This is a genomic window from Thermosporothrix sp. COM3 (assembly GCF_059696735.1).
On sequence record NZ_AP019376.1, the window covers coordinates 706171 to 726063 of the forward strand.

General features: G+C 49.1%; 11 protein-coding genes. 3 read left to right on the plus strand and 8 right to left on the minus strand.

All coding sequences use genetic code 11. From position 1 onward, the window contains the following. Nucleotides 1-3853: 3853 nt before the first annotated feature. From KTH_RS03085 to KTH_RS03105, 5 genes are all read right to left on the minus strand, one after another. Nucleotides 3854-4480 carry a ribbon-helix-helix domain-containing protein gene (locus KTH_RS03085; RefSeq protein ID WP_211326170.1) on the minus strand — a complete coding sequence of 209 codons (627 nt, stop codon included), beginning with the start codon at nt 4478-4480 and terminating at the stop codon, nt 3854-3856. Then, nucleotides 4464-5234, minus strand: a complete 771-nt coding sequence (locus KTH_RS03090; protein WP_111323081.1) for a ParA family protein — start codon at nt 5232-5234, stop codon at nt 4464-4466. Before KTH_RS03090 ends, KTH_RS03085 begins: the two co-directional genes overlap by 17 nt. A gap of 524 nt (nt 5235-5758) precedes the next feature. Further along, nucleotides 5759-7168, minus strand: a complete 1410-nt coding sequence (gene dnaB, locus KTH_RS03095; protein WP_174843896.1) for a replicative DNA helicase — start codon at nt 7166-7168, stop codon at nt 5759-5761. A gap of 12 nt (nt 7169-7180) precedes the next feature. Next, nucleotides 7181-8143, minus strand: a complete 963-nt coding sequence (locus KTH_RS03100; protein WP_111323083.1) for an AAA family ATPase — start codon at nt 8141-8143, stop codon at nt 7181-7183. A gap of 2 nt (nt 8144-8145) precedes the next feature. Beyond that, nucleotides 8146-10371 (minus strand): hypothetical protein, encoded by a 2226-nt coding sequence (locus KTH_RS03105; RefSeq protein WP_497616385.1) that lies wholly within the window; start codon nt 10369-10371, stop codon nt 8146-8148. Nucleotides 10372-10677: 306 nt separating this feature from the next. On the opposite strand from KTH_RS03105, the gene KTH_RS03110 reads away from it, so the two are divergent. Then, a complete protein-coding gene (locus tag KTH_RS03110) occupies nt 10678-10800 on the plus strand; it encodes a hypothetical protein (RefSeq protein WP_281278841.1) in 123 nt (40 codons plus the stop codon). A gap of 1943 nt (nt 10801-12743) precedes the next feature. Here KTH_RS03110 and KTH_RS03115 read toward each other — a convergent pair. Both KTH_RS03115 and KTH_RS03120 read right to left on the minus strand, forming a co-directional pair. Beyond that, nucleotides 12744-14036, minus strand: a complete 1293-nt coding sequence (locus tag KTH_RS03115) for a hypothetical protein (RefSeq protein ID WP_111323976.1) — start codon at nt 14034-14036, stop codon at nt 12744-12746. A gap of 288 nt (nt 14037-14324) precedes the next feature. Continuing rightward, the gene (locus KTH_RS03120; protein ID WP_497616387.1) at nt 14325-15395 is read right to left on the minus strand and encodes a hypothetical protein; all 1071 of its coding nucleotides are present in this window, start codon (nt 15393-15395) and stop codon (nt 14325-14327) included. Nucleotides 15396-15918: 523 nt separating this feature from the next. Between KTH_RS03120 and KTH_RS03125 the strand changes: the two genes are divergently transcribed. Beyond that, nucleotides 15919-16485 carry a helix-turn-helix domain-containing protein gene (locus KTH_RS03125; protein ID WP_111323974.1) on the plus strand — a complete coding sequence of 189 codons (567 nt, stop codon included), beginning with the start codon at nt 15919-15921 and terminating at the stop codon, nt 16483-16485. 120 nt (nt 16486-16605) lie between these two features. Here the strand turns inward: KTH_RS03125 and KTH_RS03130 are convergent, their stop codons facing one another. After that, the gene (locus tag KTH_RS03130) at nt 16606-17475 is read right to left on the minus strand and encodes an amidohydrolase family protein (RefSeq protein ID WP_497616388.1); all 870 of its coding nucleotides are present in this window, start codon (nt 17473-17475) and stop codon (nt 16606-16608) included. Between the two features lie 265 nt (nt 17476-17740). Between KTH_RS03130 and KTH_RS03135 the strand changes: the two genes are divergently transcribed. Next, complete coding sequence (locus KTH_RS03135) at nt 17741-19846, plus strand: serine/threonine protein kinase (RefSeq protein WP_497616390.1); 2106 nt, start codon at nt 17741-17743, stop codon at nt 19844-19846. The last annotated feature ends 47 nt before the right edge of the window (nt 19847-19893 follow it).

Consider the following 19893-nt stretch of genomic DNA (forward strand, 5'->3'; position numbering starts at 1 on the left):
GATCTTCAACTGAGCCAGGCTCTCCTCTTTCCGCCTGTTTGATCGATTCGGCAACGTCGACCCTGGTGCTTGTCTGTCAGCTTGATAGTGCCGGGATACGTCAGGAAGCAGCTTCACGCCCTCTGCGGGTACGATGCAAGACGTCAATGATGCGCAGTACAAAATCTTGTTCGTCTTATACCGAGTCTTATAATTCCGGTGTCATTCAGTTCAACCTGTTAAAATAAGCTCAGCAGAAGGGTAGACGTACACGTACACGTAACCGTACACGTATACATTCTACTCACCAGGTTCAAAACAACTGCGTTTCCGTACACGTAACCGTACACCTGAATGGTGAGAGATGCCACCAGCCTGTAAGAGCATTCGAGCTGCTTGTACATAGCAACTGCTGGATCACGTACACGTACACGTAATCGTACACGTACACGACAACGGAGATTGCAACCTCCAGGCATAAGCCCTCATCACTCTGCAAGACACAGACAATGTCATCACCTCTGCCTAATTAGAGATCTATACTATAAGAAATATCGAGAAACATCAAAACACGAAGGGCACTTCCTGTCTCTATGCCAGAGAAAAGATTGTGCCACATTGAACGCCGTATAAGACATATGAGATACGCTTCTCTGTCGAGAACAGCATCTCTTCTGGCTACTCTGCCGCTCTCTCCTTCGAACACTATCGCTCTAATCGTAGGTTTGTGTTGCTCGCTCTGACACCGCATTTCTCTCTGTTTGCGGACGCTATTCTCTTCAAGCATTGTATAAGTAGTACTGACGCAGCCGGAACGCAACTCATGGCGATTATGCAGGATTGCACAACTGCATCGAGCTCGCTTCAATCTCTGGCTACACATTGCAACAAGCCAGGAAAAAGACTATAAGAATAGCAAGGAAGCTGACAGATCTTTAGCGCTATGGCGATGTACACGTAAACGTATACGTAATTTTATGAGGGCTCTATCCGGAGACATGAGCGGTAAAGCGAACTTACATCTACGTAAACGTCTACGTAGTAAGCTGCTGTACGCCTGGTAAAGCAGGAAGGTATAAACACGTACGTAAACGTATACGTTTTCTAGAAAACGTGGATATCCCGAGGATATCCAGGCAACTTTCTCCACGTGTCACCCCGTGAGTATCAGAGCGAAACATGCGCGTAGATGTACACGTATACGTGTACATCTACGTAAACACTTCGCATTTACAAATAGATAGAGCTTTCTTGCGTACACGTAAGCTTCTACGTTTGTAGAAACGAAAACCCGTTTACGTAAACGTAGACGTACACATGTATACGAGAAGAAGAGAAAAGAAGATATTCACGTAGACGTTTACGTAGATGTGAACAGAGAGAAGCTATTTCTCTCCGTGTACGTACACGTAAACATAGTGGTTCTACATAGAGTAATGTACACGTTTACGTACACGTATTTACCAGAAGAGAACCATCCAAAACGTAGACGTAGATGTTTACGTGTACGTACACGCGAGCAAAAGAACTCTGCCCCAACACGTGTACGTAAACGTGATTTCCGAAACAGTAATATATTTTACGTATACGTGTACGGAAACGTAGCTGTTCTCGTGAGCAAGAAAACTCTAACTCCGATAGGTATACGTGTACGTCCTTTAACAGAAGAATCTCGAAAAGGTATACGTACACGTAATCGTATACCTGAATGGTGAGAGATGCCACCAGCTTTTGTAAGAGCATTCGAGCTGCTTGTACATAGCAACCGCTGGATCACGTACACGTAATCGTTTCCGTACACGTATACATTCTGCTCATCAAGTTCAAAACAACTACGTTTCCGTACACGTATACATTCTGCTCATCAAGTTCAAAACAACTACGTTTCCGTACACGTACACGTAACCGTACACGTATATTCACAATCCTGCTCATTCACGTAGACGTAGATGTATACGTAATCGTTTACGTAATCGTACACGTATACATGCACTTCCTGATGAAGCGAGATGCATATGAGTAGTCTTCAACCATCAGCATCTCATGGTTTACATCTACGTACACGTGTACGGAAACGTACACGTAAACCTATCTCTGAATAAGTTGAGTTATGTGTACGTAGACGTTTACGTATACAGTTTAGGCAGCTCTCCAACCAGGGAGCTCTAGAAACGAAGGTTTATGTGTACGTAACTACCAGTTGGTATAAGGTACACGTGTACGTTTCCGTACACGTAGATGTTTACGTAAACGCACAGGGAAATCTTGATAGCCGACGTATACGTATACGTAACTGAGATTTCCCTTTCGTACACGTAGACATTCAGACTATCGAGTGCACCGCTCTTTTTTGTAAACGTAAACGTGTACGTGTACGTAGATGTATTCTATTGCGCTACTCCAGCATTCCGTACACGTATACGTCTACGTATACGTGTACGCATCATATAGATGTTATTACTCATGTGTGTCGGGAAGATGTCGTATACGTAGATGTGTACATAAACGTATACGTATACCTGAGTATTTTATATCTAGAAAACGTATACGTACACGCTAATTGAAAGTTTGCAAATAGAAACGTCTACGTATACGTACATATGAATAGAGCTGTGTTATGTACACGTAGATGTATACGTCTACGTGTACGTTTTTACAGTCCTTCTCGAGAAGATATGTATACGTCCACGTAGACGTTTATTCATAACTTCTTTTCCCTATAGGTCTGCACCCGTAGATGTGTACGTCTACGTAGACGTAAACGTAATCGCGCAAAAATTTTCTTGATGCTATATTTTTACGTGTACGTGTACGTACACGTATTTCACACGAATCTACAAAAACTCCAGTATAGCGTGTACGTAATTGGGTGTGTACACGGCCTTCTAGAATACGTAGATGTTTAAGAGTCCGTAAACATTTCCGGCAACAGCACAGAATCGTAAACGTGTACGTAATCGTATACATCTACGTGTACGTGTACTTGACGATAAATTACTGAAGGAATCTACGTAAACGTGTACGTACACGCTCTCATTTAAAATGTTGGTCACGTTATGATATAAGCTTACGTTTACGTATACGATTACGTTTACATAGTCTGCCTCTTGCGTGTACGTGATATCTAGAACTTTTCGTCTACGTGTACGTAAACGGACATCTGAGAGTACTCCTTAAGATGCCCCCGTTTACGTATACATTTACGTAAACGTAAACGAGGAATAAAGCTAATCTCTATTACCGGATGACGTATACGTACACGCAATAAATTGTTACTACGTGTACGTATACGTCACCTTATTTGAGCAGAGCAACATATACGTAAACGTGTACGTAAACATTATTGCATTCTTCTCTTCTGCACGAAGTACAACACTCCTGATCGAGTACGTACATGAAGCTAAATAGACTGCATGCCAGGATGTGTTTATGACGCCTGTTTGGCCTGATGAGTTTATGAGACAATTTATACAAGAATTTGAGCTCTCATCATTACTCAATATGACACCAACCTTACAAGCATAGAGAACACCGATTCTCCCCAGGCTGAGCAGCATTCGTGCTTTTCTGCAACGATATCGTACTGCTCGGCGAAGCAGTCGCCATCCCAACATCTAGAAGGAGGGATTCTTTGCCGTGACATTACCATACATTGTAGTGAGATGTAGAGAAACCGTTCCTTATATATAAAGCGAATACATTCTGTTCCGCGTGCATAGTGTGTGAAGGAAGTACAGAGGTGCGGCGAGAAAGGCATCTTATTGGGAACAGAGTGGAGGCCGACAGATAGAAAGAAAGGCGCTTACGTAACATCAACCTGTTGTCTCCCATCTTTCGGAGAAGAACATCTTTCCTTACGTAAGCGCTCAGGCAACTAGCGAGACTCGTACTTCTTCAAAAGATCGGAAATAGCCTCATTGAGCAAGGTCGTTTTGGGGATTTCCAGCTTATGAGCCAGGTCATCGAACGCATACTTGAGCCCTTTATCAATCCACAGCGTAATGCGCTCATGAGTCTTCTCGAAGGACTGTCCGCCTCGCTTGCGACGGAGGCCAGGTTTTCGGCGAACCTCATCTTCCTGAACCGGCTCCTCCTGGCTATCAACCGAAGCATCCACAGGAGTTGTCTCATGAGAGAGAGCCTCATCTGAGACAGAGGGAATCTCAACTGCTTCCTCCGTATGGGTTTCGGGAAATTCAGGTGCATACGAAGGCGCTGCTTCTCGAACCAGCATCTTTCGTTCCCGTGACTGTTCTTCAGGAGCGAAGGAAGATCCGGCCTCTTCAGCCAGAATCTCATCTATTGGTTGCATCACCGCCTCTTCCTGAGTTTCAGTGATTTGAGGCGTCTCGTCCTGCACCACTTCTTGCTGAGCCGGTTTTGAAGGAGTTCCCGTTCTTCTGGAAGCAGCTTTCTCTTTCTTCGGAGACGCTGGCGGTGTTTCCGCTGTTGTCGAGGGACGCAAGAGCGGATTAATAAACTTCCTAGATTCCTTCGGCACGGTGCAGAACCTCCTTCACCAGTTTTGTATATGCCTGTGCACCGGTGCTCATAGGAGCATAATCAAAAATGCAGGCGATCTGATTGTGCGCTTCCTCTACCTTAATATTACGCGGGATAACCGTATCAAAGACGAGCGAACCGAAATGATCACGTACGGCACCCAGAACGTTATTGCTCAATCGGGTATGATCGTCCAGATTCGCCACAACGCCAAAGATAGGAAGCTCGACATCCAGATTATCGCGTAATTCCTGCATCGTACTTTCCAGAATGCTGATCCCTATCAAAGCATAGGTAGTAAGAGCAATCGGGATAATGACATCTGTGCAAGCAATAAATGCGTTAACGGTCAGCACACCGAGATTGGGGGGCGTATCGATCAGAATATAATCATAGTTTTCCTTAATAGGAGTGAGAGCGCGCATCAGCTTTCGCTCTCGCCCGGGAGCCGATGCCATAAGCAGATCAGCAGCGCTCAGGTTAATAGAGCTTGGAACAAGATGGAGATTGGGTTCGCCTGTCTCAACGATCGCATCAGCAAGCTTTGTACCATTAATAAGAACGTCAAAGAGTGTGGGTTCCTGTTCCAGATTGCCTAGCAAGCTGTAGGTTGTGTTGCTCTGCGCATCTGTATCAACCAGAAGGACGCGCCGACCTGCACGAGCCAGACCATAACCGAGATTAATTGTTGTGGTGGTCTTTGTCACGCCTCCCTTATTATTGCACAGGGCAAAGATTCTTGTTGATTGCATTACTCACCTCAAGTCAAAAACTATCGCTTTTACACTTCACTTCTGCGGTTCTTGAAAGAGCTTTTACCGATCGGTCTCGGTGACTTCAGAGGAAAACAGATGATGTGCAGATTACGTCAACGTAGACGTATACGTAGCCGTCTACCATTAAGAACGACCACACTTCCACATTGTAACATACTCAGGTAGATTCAGAAAAGCAGCATGGTATTATAGAACATGTAGAAGAAACACGTTTACATCTACGACTACGTTTACGTATACGTAGCCGTCTTCGTATACGTACACATTTACGTAAACGGGACAAGATGGTACCCTGAAGTGCTACCAGATCTATCCAGGCATTCTGACACAAGTGATCCCTGCGCAACCTGGCTGGCAGGTTGCAGACCAATCTCCCTACAAGCAAGCATTGCCGCCGGATAGGTCAGTGACCTTCTATCCTTTTGCGTACGATCTGCCAGATGGGCTCAAATTTTCGATTCTGGGCGTTTTTTTGTTTGAGATGGGTTGGAAGTGCCACATCAGTCAAAATCGTCTTCCTGGAGAGTCTGTAGACGATGATATCCTGATGTCACAGGATCAACAGCGGATGGTGCAAGAGCATTCGGAGTAATATCCTGAAAACGGGTTTGTGAGCGGTTGAAGAAGAGACAGACTTCGCCCGTGGGCCCATTGCGATGCTTGGCGATGATAATGTCTGCCAGATTCTTGCGCTCGCTATCGGGATTGTAGACGTCGTCGCGGTAGATAAACAGCACCACATCGGCTGTCTGCTCGATACCACCTGATTCGCGCAGATCGGAGAGCATCGGGATTTTTGATTGTCGCGTTTCTACTGCACGAGACAACTGAGAGAGCGCCAATACTGGTACATTTAGCTCACGCGCCATTACTTTGAGTTGACGGCTAATCTCATCTACAGCCTGCACCCGATTGTCCTGTCGCTTATCGTTACCTGGAAGTTGCATAAGCTGCAAATAGTCGACAATGATCAAGTCAAGCTCTCCATACTCTGCAAACCACTGTCGCGCCTTGCTCTGCATCTGCAACGGAGTCAGAGCGGGAGTGTCATCGATCAGGATGGTACACTCGGATAGCGTTGCCATTGAGGTCACAATGCGCTCCCAGTCCTCATCATACAATTCGCCCGTGCGCAGCCGCTGCTGATCAATCCCGGCATCCATTGAAACCAGACGCTGTACAAGCTGTTCCTGGCTCATTTCCAGGCTGAAGATCCCCACACGCCGCTGATGTTTCAAAGCAGCGTTGTGAGCCAGACTGAGGGCAAAGCTGGTTTTCCCGACTGCCGGACGCGCAGCCAGAATAACCAGATCAGAGGGCTGCAAGCCTCCAAGCAAGCGATCGAGGTCAGTAAAGCCGGTTGGAGTACCCACAAGCTGTTCACGGCGGGAGGTCAGGTACTCTAACCGGGCCATATAATTCACCAGTGCGTCACTGATGTGAGGCTTAATGGTTTTCTGGTTGGTATACGTTTGCCGCACATCAAACAAAAGTTGCTCTGCATACTCAATTGCAGCATCTACATCATTTTCTGAATATGCCTTTGCGACAATTTGTCCACCGGCATGGATCAGACGCCGAAGAATAGCCATTCGCTCAACGATACGCGCATAATATTCTACATTGCCGCTTGTAGGCACACAACCAATCAGATCAATCACATATCCTTCGCCGCCCGCTGCTTCCAGCTTGTTTTCACGCTCCAGTTCATGGCACACCGTCACATAGTCGGCTGCTTCCCTGCGCTCAAACAGGCGTATAATGGCTGCATAAATCAATCTATGACCATCACGGTAAAAGTGTTCAGGTTGAAGAAATCCTGTCACCAGTGGGATTGCTTCAGGATCAATCAACAGACTTCCAAGTACACCTGCTTCAGCTTCAATATTGTGCGGTAAAGCTCTTTCCATTATATCCATCCTCTATCGCATATCAATCCCGGGAACAGTAAAAAAGGCGCAAAGACCGCGAAGGCGCGAGAAAACATATGGCCCCATCTGAAGTTCAAGACGCTCTTCGTTGAGATTTGACGTGAGCAGCGTCAGGCGCTGATAGCGGTACCGTTCATCGAAGATGCGGGCGTAGATGCGCCGTACCCACTCAGGGGCAGCCTTTGCAATGCCAGGGTCTCCGACGTCATCCAGAAACAGGATCTCTGTCTTTTTCAGCACTGTCATGATTTGTTCAGCCCGATCTGGCTTCTCAAGCAGCACAAGTAAATCCGGAGCATACACCGTAAGCATGTGGTAGCCCTGCTCGTTGAAGATGGGCTCAAGCGAACGGATAAGAGTTGTCTTGCCTACTCCCGGTAGGCCGCACAAACAGAGACCAAACTTGGTAGGCTCCGCCCAGAAAGCACAGCGATGGAGGGCAAAACTTCTTGTCAGATTGAGAATGGTGCTGCGTGCAGTTACAGTACCGCTTTCCTGATCCTCAACAGGCTTGCCTGCCTTCTTCTGCTCAACGGGCCACTCATCCAGGGTGTAGCGCTGATCCGAGAGCCCTGCTTTGCTTGCAGGTAGTCCCAGAACATGGCATGCATGCTTATACCGCTCTAGTCTGCTTGACCTCTCGTATCTTTCACGCTCTCGCTGAATAAAACGCTCGTATTGCTTGCCAGCTTCACAATCACAGTACTCAGGTGGGGCTGCATAGCCACTTGCTTCGTAGACAAGCGGCGTTTCATAGCCATCCGCGTTTTGTGGCCGTCCCTGTCTGGTGCAACCGATACATTCACCTCTCTCGTGCTGGAGCAGCATCTGACGCTGAATGGGGCTCCGAAGCGATTCAGGTATAGCCCTGATTTGCCGGGCGATTGCCTCGCTTCGCTCTCCAGCATCGTGACGGAGGCGCATTTTTTGAGGATTAAGACGCGAAAAATCCATTTTTACTTTTTCCCTTCTTCTATCTCTCTTACACGCTTCAGATAACCTTCCAGTTTTTTCGTATATTCTTCTGGTGTACAAGCATCTGAATAGGTCCGCTTGTACTGCTCGGCATATGGAAAGTTGGTTTTTATATACACCATTTTATTATTTTGCTCGACTATATCGTAGGTACCGTCTGTAGGCATGGTCATTGCAAAAGCCTTGCCGGGCTGAGCAGGAATTCCATGCATTGCAGATGGACCCGCTAAGGGCTGCTGGGATGGAGGATAAACACGCTCCTGGTCCTGCTTCAACAGGAAAACATAAAACTCAGCAAGAGATCTCTCCTTGTGCTCCTCCACAAGACAACTGGCCTCGGCGGTAATGCCCTGCTGCTGGTACTGCTTACAGAAACCGAAGAACAGAGCAGCTTTGTTGTGAATTGTCTCTGAGCCTGCGGAGTGCAGACTATGCATCACATGCACAAAAGCTGCAACAATTGAGTCTGGATGTGTTTTCTTCATCATGTTCAGGTAAAGCTGCACTTTCCGTTTCTCTCCAAAGACTTCGGCGAGAAAGCGAGCAAGCTCTTTACGTAACGTAACGTTAGAATTAAAATATAATTTATTAAAAAACTCTATAACGTTTAACGTTACGTAAGAGGCCACGAACTCTTGCGAGAAAGTTGCAAGATCCGTAAGATGCGGACGAGTCTTCTCGACAAGCTCCGCAATATGTGGCGGATATACCGCAGGCTGCACTTTCGGTTCGGGCACAGCCTCCAAACGGCGCGGCTTTGGTGGTACAGACGGGTCAGACTCCATCTCGTGGACAACACCCGCCTTCTGGCCCGATTTTGCCCCGGTAGACTTCTGCTTCGCCGGGGTATTCTCTTCACCCCTTGGTGCTTTCCGGGTAGACTCGACGGCTTTCAACTCCTCTGTCTCAGCAGGCATGTCTACCGACTCTTGAACCGAAGTCTCCCCAACCTGTGTTGTCTCAGCGGGAGAGTCTACCACTGCCTGAACCGAAGTCTCCCCAACCTGTGTTGTCTCAGCGGGAGAGTCTACCACTGCCTGAACCGAAGTCTCCCCAACCTGTGTTGTCTCAGCGGGAGAGTCTACCACTGCCTGAACCGAAGTCTCCCCAACCTGCACCGTCTCGATGGGAGAGTCTACCGGCTCCTGAACCGAAGTCTCCTCAGCCTGCACCGTCTCGATGGGAGAGTCTACCACTGCCTGAACCGGGATGGATTGTTGTGTCTCCGTAGGCAGGGGAGTGCTCTGTGAGCTGTCTGGCTCAGCCGGTAAACTGTGCTCTCTGTCCTGCTGTTTGGTATATTTGGCCTGATTGGAGATCTTACCCAGTGCTAGAAAACTCCGTTTAAAGGCCTCTAGATTGCCTTCTTGAGCCTGCTGATAGGTGTTTTGGAGAACGCGGGAATAGAAGCCGGACAGGAGTTTGTCAAAGTCCGGACGACGACCTTTTTTCGACTCTCCAGGTTTCAATGCCTCCGAGTCTCCCTTTTTTATAGCGTGCTCAGAAGCAATCGACTTAGTAGAAGCAGCAAGTCTACCCTCAACAGGAGACTCCTTTTCTTGGGTGATCTGTGCAGGAGTAGTAAGTCTACCTTCCTTGGGAGACTCTACCGCAGCGGCTTCCTGTGTAGAGGTGGGAAGTCTACCCTCAATGGGAGACTCTGTTGCACCATTCTCCTGAGCAGGATCAGCAAGTCTACCCTCAATGGGAGACTCCACGGTAGCAATCATTTGAGTAGAGTCGACGAGTCTACCCTCAACAGAAGACTCCTTTTCTTGGGCGATCTGTGCAGGAGTAGCAAGTCTACCTTCCTCGGGAGACTTCTCTTCCTCGGGAGCCTGTACAGGAGCAGAAAGTCTACCTTCCTTGGGAGACTCTACCGCAGCGGCTTCCTGTGTAGAGGTGGGAAGTCTACCCTCAACGGAAGACTTTCTTGCTGAGAGCCTCTCTGTTGTTGCCTGTGCTGGTTGGCTGTCTGGTGACGCATCAACGATCAGAGGAGACTTCCGCTTTTTCGAGTCTACCGCCTGTGAGGGAAAGGGGGCGTCAGGCGACCGTAAAAGTCTGTTCAGTATTTCACTCGTGAAACGCATAATGATACGCCTGCGAAGTTCTGTTTCCACTCCCTCGGATTGGAGTATCTCCAGCAGTGATTGAATAAGCTGTCTCTCATACCTCTTATCACTGCTATTCTCTTCGCCCTGCACAATATTATATAAAGCGCAACGTTGCCGAATTCGGCGTGCAAATTGCTGCACTTTGGGACGACTATCATGAATGAGATGATCGAGAGCTTGAAATGATGATGGAGGGGCATAACCCTGCAACGGAAAGATGAGCTGTATATTTTCGCTAGTACGGCGCTTAAAAAGCAGATTCAGGCATGACATAACGACAACGTACTTATGCGTTGTGTCATAACCCCAGTGGATTCTTTTCGCTAGTTCGCGCACATTCTTCAGTGTCACAATAGCGACCTGCTCTCCCATTTCATCATTCGGGAGCAGGACGTTTTGTTTGACTTCAGCCTGTGCCAGAAACCTGACAATAAACTCAATACCCTTCGCGGGCGGTGCGAAGATCTTGTCAATGAGCTGCAAGATCTTCTGGTCGATCTGGTCGGAGACCTCACCTAAACCCCGTACGGCCTGAAGTGCTTCAGCGGTGAGCTGGCTGGCTTCCTGGCCTTGTCCCCCAGAATTTTTGCTGTTTCCTAAACGCATTTTTGCCTCACTAAACCGTACGACCAGGCGTAACAGTTTTTTTCATCTCTATGGATCGAGTATTTCGATATTCAGGTTTATGTGATTTATGAAAGGCGACCGAGTTTTCAAGTTGGACAGTCGCCGAGTTGGCTTCAAGTATTTTTTACGTGATAATGTTGGCTATCTTCTACGATTCTTCTGCATTTGTCAAATGCCAGACACTGACATATTACACTGACAGAATGCATTTTACTAGTGAAAGACTCGACTGGTAATTACTTATTACTGACCGGCTTTTGAGCACGGTAATGCACCTAACAATGGTGGGGTTTTCGCCCAACCCTGGTGGGGTTTTCGCCCAACCCTGGTGGGGTTACGCACAGGACTTTTGGTTTTCACTCCCCAAAAACTCCTGGTACCTGTTTTCTTGTATAACAGCCTCGGACCTTTCTCTACGTCTGGATGCCTGCTTTCAAACAGGAATTCTAAAAATACTAGAAAATCACCTGACCACGGTGGGGTAATTTACATTCTTCTTATTCTACTATTTAACAATCTAAAATATCGAAGAAGCATTTGATAAATTCGCTATTTAGTCGAGAAATGTTTTCGTTGCTACCTCTCGATGCACCGAACCCTGGTGGGGATAAAAGAGTGTCAGGCGATGACGGAATGCACCCAACCTCGGTGGGGTAAAAGAGTGCAAAGGGGAGGCATAATGCGCCCAACCCTGGTGGGGGTAAGATGCACAAAATGAGGACGGAATGCACCCAACCTCGGTGGGGTAAAAGAGTGCAAAGGGGAGGCATAATGCGCCCAACCCTGGTGGGGGTAAGATGCACAAAATGAGGACGGAATGCACCCAACCTCGGTGGGGTAAAAGAGTGCAAAGGGGAGGCGGAATGCGCCCAACCCTGGTGGGGGTAAGATGCACAAAATGAGGACGGAATGCACCCAACCTCGGTGGGGATAAGTGACGAAAGGGAAGAACAGAATGCACCCAACCCCGGTGGTGTATATTGATATACATCAATTTTCATTTGTTGTCGATGTGGTAACAGCTTAGAACAGGAATGCACCGAACCCGGATGGGGGAATGAGCATAAAGAGCGGTTTGATTACCTGCCTGAATGGAACGAGGAGGGGACGAAATGCACCCGACCCTGGTGGGGTATATTGCAAAAAGGCTCTCTTAAAAGAGACATAAAAATATTCTATTTCAGGGGCGGAATGCGCCCAACCTCGGTGGGGTAAAAGAGTGCAAAGGGGAGGCGGAATGCGCCCAACCCTGGTGGGGGTAAGATGCACAAAATGAGGGCGGAATGCACCCAACCTCGGTGGGGTAAAAGAGTGCAAAGGGGAGGAGTAATGCACCCAACCCTGGTGGGGGTAAGATGCACAAAATGAGGGCGGAATGCACCCAACCTCGGTGGGGTAAAAGAGTGCAAAGGGGAGGAGTAATGCGCCCAACCCTGGTGGGGGTAAGATGCACAAAATGAGGGCGGAATGCACCCAACCTCGGTGGGGTAAAAGAGTGCAAAGGGGAGGAGTAATGCACCCAACCCTGGTGGGGGTAAGATGCACAAAATGAGAGCGTAATGCACCCAACCCTGGTGGGGTAAAAAGATGCTTTCTGCTGTAGAAATGATAACAATTTCCTCTTTTTAGCTGTTTGGTTTACTGTGGATATATGCTCGAATGTGCCCAACCCTGGTGGGGCTATTTTACCGATCTCATCGGGCCTGTAAGCGCTTGTAAGCCTGCTTTTTTTAGAGAATTATGGAAGCGGATGAACCGAACCCCGGTGGGGTTGCACACAAAAAGAAAAGCGCCAGTCTGCTGACGAACTGACGCTTTAAGGAAGAATATCTGCGCTATTCTTTTGTCTCTTTGGGTGCACGAATGCGACGTTGTCTTTTCCGTGGCGTGTTCATCGCCTGATATTCTTGTATCAATTTGAGAGGGGGAAGAATTTCCCATCGTGAAGCCAGCCAATCTTTACTCCAGCGCGTTTGCTCTTTATTGACTTCAGTCAGGCAAATTTGCTTACCCAAAATTCCCATATTTTCGAGCTTTTGCAGGGCCGCCTCAATACGAGGCACGAAGCGTGAGGTCATATGCCGCTCGTCAACCTCTATCATACTGGAAGCAAGCAGCTCGGACATCGTGATAGGCGTGCTGAAGTTGCCGGTCTTTGCCTGCTCGCGCCAACGTTCAGTCAGATAGAGCGCCAGCCGGAGCGCGTAGCGGTCGTTCTGCGGATTCAGTTTGAAGATCTGGTTATCAACCTCAGCCAGATAGTAGTTCTGGTGTTGCTCATAGGTGCTGATCCAGTCGCCGGGCGAGACCAGAAAGCCGATAATAATCTTTTCGCCTTTGAGCGTCTTGCTGACCGTTGAATAGCGCATGTATGGGCCATCTACCTGAATGGGAACAGATTTCCCACGAATGCTGATCGTGCAATTTCCGCGTACATTACAGGCAGCCAGCAGCGTCATATCCTGAAGGACACGCCGCTTCTGCTCTGTACGATAGCCGTCTGTATATCGCTTGTTGGTTCCTGGATGGGCCACACGGCTATGTTTCTGGATACCCTGCCATTGCAGGATCTCTTCCAGCAAAACGGCCACACTGCCATTTTTAGAGACGCGCTCATTATGACGCCGAATGTTCCAGAGTCCCAGAACGATACGGGCCGTCAGGACGGTGCTTTCACTGAGCTGACGTATCTGTTTCAGAGCCTGTGGTATTTCCAGTGGGCGCTCTGGTGTGCCGAGATACACTTCCAGCGTATTTGAAGCCAGATACGAGATCTCGCCATCTCCCGGACGCCACATGTGTTTCTGCGCCAGCGACGCCTCGCGCACAGCCTGGTCCGGTCGGTAGTTCGTGACCTTCAGCCGATCCATGACATACGGGGTCACGCGATCAAATAGTGAGGCCTCGTGCTCGATTTCGCCTGTTTCCAGAATAGAGGCAATATACTCTGTCGCCTCTTCTTCTGTCATATATCCAGTGATATCGGTAAATGCGCCATCAAAGAGAGAAGAGACCTCGTTCTCTTCCTCGTCTCCCTCTACGATTTCTGCATCTACTACTTGCTGTTGAGGTTCGATGTTCTCCGTTGCTGGCATAAGGTCCAGTTCCTGTTGTTTTGGCTCTTCCATATGTATGATCCCGCTCTACTGCTTCAGGCAGCAGGCAAGTCGCCCTCCTTTCCTGAAATAACCACGGTCTCTTTTTAGCATACCACCAACCCTTCGGGGAGGTAGACTTTTTTCCTGATGCTGCTATTCTCATCTTGAAGGGTAGCATAAAAAGGCTATTGATGTGAACCCTTCTCATACCTTTTGGAGCATGCTTGTTTGCTGAACGACTTTTTCTCTGTCTCAATCTTGTCCGACAAAAAAAGCGAGCGACCTGGGGGAACAGGCCGCTCTGGATGCTGAAAGCTGCTACTGCGAAAAGGTTGTGTTCCATTTGCCCTGGCCGCCGATGATAAACCAGGAGGTGATAGCGGGATCACAGGTAAAATCGAGGCGCTTGACTTGAATGGTGCCGCTCACAGCTCCTGGCCCTGTAAATGCACCTTCAAGTGTGACAAACGGCCTGGGCGAAGCAATCGTACAGGTGCCATTTGTGCCGTTTTCTGTCGTGTATTTCAGCGTGCTCTTGATCACCATTTCTTTATATGTCAATTCGCCGCTTTTATAGGTGAGTTCACAGGAGAGAGTGCGCTGCTCCTGATAGTCTGCTCCGGTATTTTTGGTTGAGCCAGACAAGGTCACAATGTAGGACTTGCCGGTCCCACATGGATGACCATTAGCCACATTTGGCTGTTGTGGCTGACCGGAAAAATGGAACGTAAGCTGAAAGGCGCGCGTGGTACCCCCATCTTCTGTGTATTGCTGCTGTATCTGAAGTTGAAATGCCGAGGTATTGGAAGGGGAGCCATATGGGCCGGGTGTGTTTGCCTCTCCAGGAGGCACAATTTGAATCGTGACTCCTTCATCCGTGCTGTTTGCGGTATCCCTGGCCGTCAGCGTATGCTTGCCTGGCTTCCAGCTCTCAGAGATGGTCAGATTGGTGGCGATATTGCCGTTTTCATCACTCCGAACTCCTGCTGTTTGCAGTGGCCTGTTATCCAGTAGAAAGGTGATAGGTGCGTTCGCGGCAAAATACTGCCCGGTGACATGCAGGGTTGTACTGCTTGCGCCCGCCGGAGTTGAGCCAATATGATACTTGCTGGTTACGCTTAAAGTTGGCTTCGGTTGCGATAGGAAATAGTAGACGACAGCCGCACCAATGCTTCCCAGAATAATCACTCCTGCAATAATCAGGCTGGTTGCTTTGCCTGCCGGCGTGATGATCCAGGGAACAGTGTTCGTTTGGGACTGTGATTCGGGCGGTTTTGCAGCCTGGGTGTTGGCTGCATTGGTGGAGTCACTGCTTATTTTCTGGCCACAGCGCGTACAAAAGTGGGCCGCTGTGCTCTGTTCAGCGCCACATCGTGGACATGTTACCATACTTCCTCCCGGGTAACCTTCCTGTATTCAGGGTACTCTGCATACTCCTTTGCTACGTGTGCTCAGCTTCCTGTGTGGAATGAAAGGACCATAAGGTTCTTCAAGAATAGAGAGTATTTCAAGAAAAAAGATTATTTAGAGATTACACTAAAAAAGAGGATTCTACGTTTCTTGTGACGAATATACAGACCAGTATACCGGGTGTTGCATGCTGAGAGAAGTGCATTTTTCACAAAACGACTGTTGAGGAATTTGAGGCTTGCATGAAAGCAGAAGGTTCTGTTGTCGCTTCTTTGGTGCTCAATCCAGAAGAGCGTAGGGGCCCTTTCTCCCGCTAAGCATTTCCTATAGTTGTGGGCAGTGCATGGTGATGTGGCTTTCCGGGCTACCTCTTTCCTTTTTGTGCAAAAATGACTACAATAGAGGAGCCATTTTGTTAGAAAGAAATAGTATGTATCGATTATAGAGGAACTGAATTCAAAAAGAACCTCTATAGTGGAAATAGGAAGAGTGATAGCGTTTTATGGAATTAGGCCAAGCGATCCGCCGACGAAGACAGGCTCAAGGATTAACGCTTGAAGAATTGGCCTCGCGGTCCGGGGTCAGCCGGGCAATGCTTTCAGACATCGAGAGAGGGATTAAAAATCCAACCATCAAGGTAGTTAGCCAGATCGCGAAAGCACTGCAATGTACCGTTTCCTTTCTTCTGGGGGAGCAGCCTTTTGAGCCGCGTAGTTCTGTTGAGCTCATCAAGCGGCATGAGCGACAGGTTCTGGTTGATCCTCAGACGGGGATTGCGCGTCAGCTTTTGATTCCAGCGTTGCTACGTAAGGGGTTGGAGGTGCTCTGGTATTCTCTCCCTGCTGGAAAAAAAACCGGCACGTTCCCCCCGCAAAAGCATGGAGTTGAGGGACACCTTACAGTTATACAGGGACATATGCAGTGTACAATTGGTTCAGAGGAAATCGCTGTAGAGGCTGGTGATACGCTCTCTTTTCCCGCTGATGTCTCGTATGCGTTTTATAATCCCGGGCCGGGCCCCTGTCACTACATTGTGATCGTCGATTCTTATGATGCAAAAGTATTCTGACCGCCTTCGGGCTCCTCTGTATCCACGATGATTCTGCTCCTCTCTCGATCAGAAAGAGGAGCAGCGTATTTCTTGCTTCTGCTTGTCTCTTTCAACACCGTTATAGTCGCTCTTTTTCTGCTATAGCGACTCCTCTGGCAGGCGATAGAAGGCCCGCGCGTTCTCTACCCAGAGTTTGCGTTTGGCCTGTAGTGAGAGATTTGAGGTCAGCTCGTCCAGCGTCTCAATCCAGCAGCCATAACTGCATGTCTGGGTCAGTACCGGCCAATCTCCTCCGAATAGCACACGATCCTCTCCGAACTCCTGCAACGCGTAGTGGATATAGGGAGCCAGATCATCAGGTGACCAGAGTTCCAGATCCGCTTCTGTGACCAGACCACTGATCTTACACATCACATTCGGGTAGCCTGCCAGCTCCTTGATGTGCTCATGCCAGGGTTCGAGCTCCTGTCTGAGGATATCGGGCTTGCCACAATGGTCGAGAATAAAGGCTGTCTGTGGGCAGCGCTGGACCATCTTGACCACCGCTGGTAACTGCTGATGAGTGACACAGATGTCAAACGAGAAGTCATATTCCGGGAGTATCTGAAGCGCCTGTATGAAGTCTGGCCGTAGACAAAATTCGGGGTCTTGTTCTCCCTGAATCAGGCGGCGCACTCCCTTGACCCGTGGATCGATAGCCTTCAGTGCTTCCAGATAGGCACGGGCCTGCTCTCCATATTCTAGCGGCGCGTAGGCAACAATCGCCTGTATTCGGGGTTCCTGCCGGGCAAGTTCCGCGATCCATCGAGTTTCCAGCAGGCCATAAGGTGCCTCAACGTCTGCTTGAATAAAGACCATCGCTTCTAGTGCAAGTTCTCGCGTTGCTTCCGCGAATTCAGGCAATCCAAAGGGATGGTTGAGTTGTTCATTCTTGTCAAGCCAGCTCATCCGATAGCGGGTCGGATCCCAGATATGGAGGTGGGCATCAATAAAGGGAAAAGCGGGCATGGCATGTCCTCTCTAGCAGCTTTCCTGCGCTGCATCAACCCGAGCTAATGACTGCATCCTTTCATTCAGCGGCTCTCTACTGCCTCGCTCATCATATGTTGATAATCATCTCCCTGTCAACCAGGATGTTCGCCATATCGCAGCAGAAATAAGGTTCATTTCTATTGTTTTTACCGGTAAAGAGGACTACAATAATTTTGTAAAGTTAAATTCGATAATGTTTCTAAAATATTGTTGTTTCTCTTCTTAAGGGAGGCCCTGTGCCATGCCTGCATTGACCTTTTGTTCCCACTGTGGTGCCGCAAATGAAACAGCCAACGATCACTGTACGGCCTGCCAACAACCGCTGTCCGCCGAATTGAGCGAGGAAGCCCCGCTCCTCAACGATCGCTATCGCCTGCTCACAATCCTGGGAACGGGCGGCTATGGGGCCGTCTATCGAGCAGAAGATACCTTTCAGGCGAATCGACTGGTTGCGATCAAACAGGTGAGGCTCAGGGGACTCTCCGCCGAGGAACAGATAGAGGCGACCGAGACATTTCACCGGGAGGTAGAGGTGCTCTCGACGCTCTCGCACCCTCGCTTGCCACAATACTATGAGCAGTTTCAGGATCAGGGAAACTGGTATGTCGCGCTTGAGTATTTGGAGGGGGAGACGCTGGAAGCGCGCATGAAGCAACGGCAGCGTGAGGGACATGATGGGCTGGATGTGGAGGAGGTGGTACGAATTGGCCTGCAACTCTGTGAAGTGCTCACCTATTTACATAGCAGGCAACCGGCAGTGATCTTTCGCGATCTCAAGCCAGACAACGTGATGGTGATGGCGGGAAGCGAGGTGGCCCTGATCGATTTCGGGATAGCGCGCCGCTACAAGCCGGAGAAGCAGCGAGACACGATCCCGCTAGGTTCACCGGGCTATGCGGCTCCTGAGCAGTACGGTAAGGCGCAGACCTCACCGCAATCGGACCTCTATAGTCTTGGGGCGCTGCTCTATCACCTGCTGACGGGCTATGACCCTGCCGAGAACCCGTTTTTCTTCCCGCCGATGGAGGAGCGGAAGGCGCCACGCAAGTTACGAGCCTTGATTGAGCAGATGACGAGGCGAGAGCGGGGGCAGCGCCCGAGATCAGCAGAGGAGGTGGCGGAGGTGTTGCGAGGAGTGGCAGAGGGACTTCAGCAGAAGCGGGTGCAGGGAAGGATCTGGGTGCCGCCGCAGGGGAAGCCGCTGCCGGGGACTGGTGGCGGTCAGATCCAGCTTCAACGGCAGTTGCAAACGGCGGCCCGGAAGCAGGCTCGCCGTCAGGTGCTCATCTCGGGGGTTGTGCTCGGGACGCTGGCCTGTACCGGGATCGGTGCATTGATAATGAGTAATAGCATGAAACCGAAGCGGCTCAATGAGAGAAGCACAACAGAGGATCAGATCAATAAGAGAAGCACGGCAGAGGACCGGGATATAATCCTCAGATATGCGGTAAGGACGGCCTATTCTGCTGATCAGCTATATCTGGCAGTGCTTTTATATTATGGTGAATACGGGTACTATATCAATATATATGAAGAGAAAACATTCAAAGAAATAAAGAGATTGAAGGTAGAAGAACGAGATCTGGAGTATACAACGCGACTCATCTGGTCCCCTGATAATCGCTATGTGGCGTTCTACTCTGGAAAAGCCTTTCTCTACTGGGATTGGGAAGCGTCGTCTGACCCATCCCCTGTATATATCAATGTTTCTCAATTGGGAGACGAGCGCCGGGGCGTCGGGCAGATTCACGATACCTGGCCCGATAAGGAGAGTGACATTGTTGCGCTCTATGACCATCATCTCCTTGTATTTGATCTCAACGCGGAGAAGCAAAAGGCATATCTCAAATTCTCGGACGGGTGGTATCCTGTCCTCTCCTGTGCCTGGTCCCTTGATAAAGCGGTCCTGGCGATTGTTGACGCAACAGTGGGTGACGTGCACTTCCTGGATGTCGAAAGAGGTCGAGTATATGAGAAAATACACATCGCAGCAGCGGCAGGGGCAAATGATGGACAGAGGCAGTTCTACTGGACAAAGCACTATTGCGTGCTGTATCTCTACGCTGAAGTCTATCTGATGCCCGCGAAGCAGGTGAGGGAGATGCTCGCGGTCAATACGTTTCTGCATTTGCGGCTCGGGATCAAAACGTTTGCGCTCTCGCCTGATGAGACCATGATTGCGGTCAGCTCCTATGAAGAGGTGCTTGTCTGGCATATCGAGCAACGTCGAGTCATAGTCAGAACGCCGCATTCTGAAGAGAAGCCGCCTGAGTTACACTGGGTTGCCAACAACCGGGAACTATGGTGGCAGAGCGGAGGGAAAGAGCGTTATCTGTCAATTCCATAGGGAGTGTGCCTGTTCCGGTGGCTCATCTCTGCCGAATTCAGGTATAA

Excerpts from the sequence above, each read along its gene's own strand:
- KTH_RS03090 (WP_111323081.1), bottom strand. The coding sequence starts at position 5,234 with ATGCAATCAACAAGAATCTTTGCCCTGTGCAATAATAAGGGAGGCGTG.
- dnaB (WP_174843896.1), bottom strand. The coding sequence starts at position 7,168 with ATGGAAAGAGCTTTACCGCACAATATTGAAGCTGAAGCAGGTGTACTT.
- KTH_RS03100 (WP_111323083.1), bottom strand. The coding sequence starts at position 8,143 with ATGGATTTTTCGCGTCTTAATCCTCAAAAAATGCGCCTCCGTCACGAT.
- KTH_RS03115 (WP_111323976.1), bottom strand. The coding sequence starts at position 14,036 with ATGGAAGAGCCAAAACAACAGGAACTGGACCTTATGCCAGCAACGGAG.
- KTH_RS03120 (WP_497616387.1), bottom strand. The coding sequence starts at position 15,395 with ATGGTAACATGTCCACGATGTGGCGCTGAACAGAGCACAGCGGCCCAC.
- KTH_RS03125 (WP_111323974.1), top strand. The coding sequence starts at position 15,919 with ATGGAATTAGGCCAAGCGATCCGCCGACGAAGACAGGCTCAAGGATTA.
- KTH_RS03130 (WP_497616388.1), bottom strand. The coding sequence starts at position 17,475 with ATGCCCGCTTTTCCCTTTATTGATGCCCACCTCCATATCTGGGATCCG.
- KTH_RS03135 (WP_497616390.1), top strand. The coding sequence starts at position 17,741 with ATGCCTGCATTGACCTTTTGTTCCCACTGTGGTGCCGCAAATGAAACA.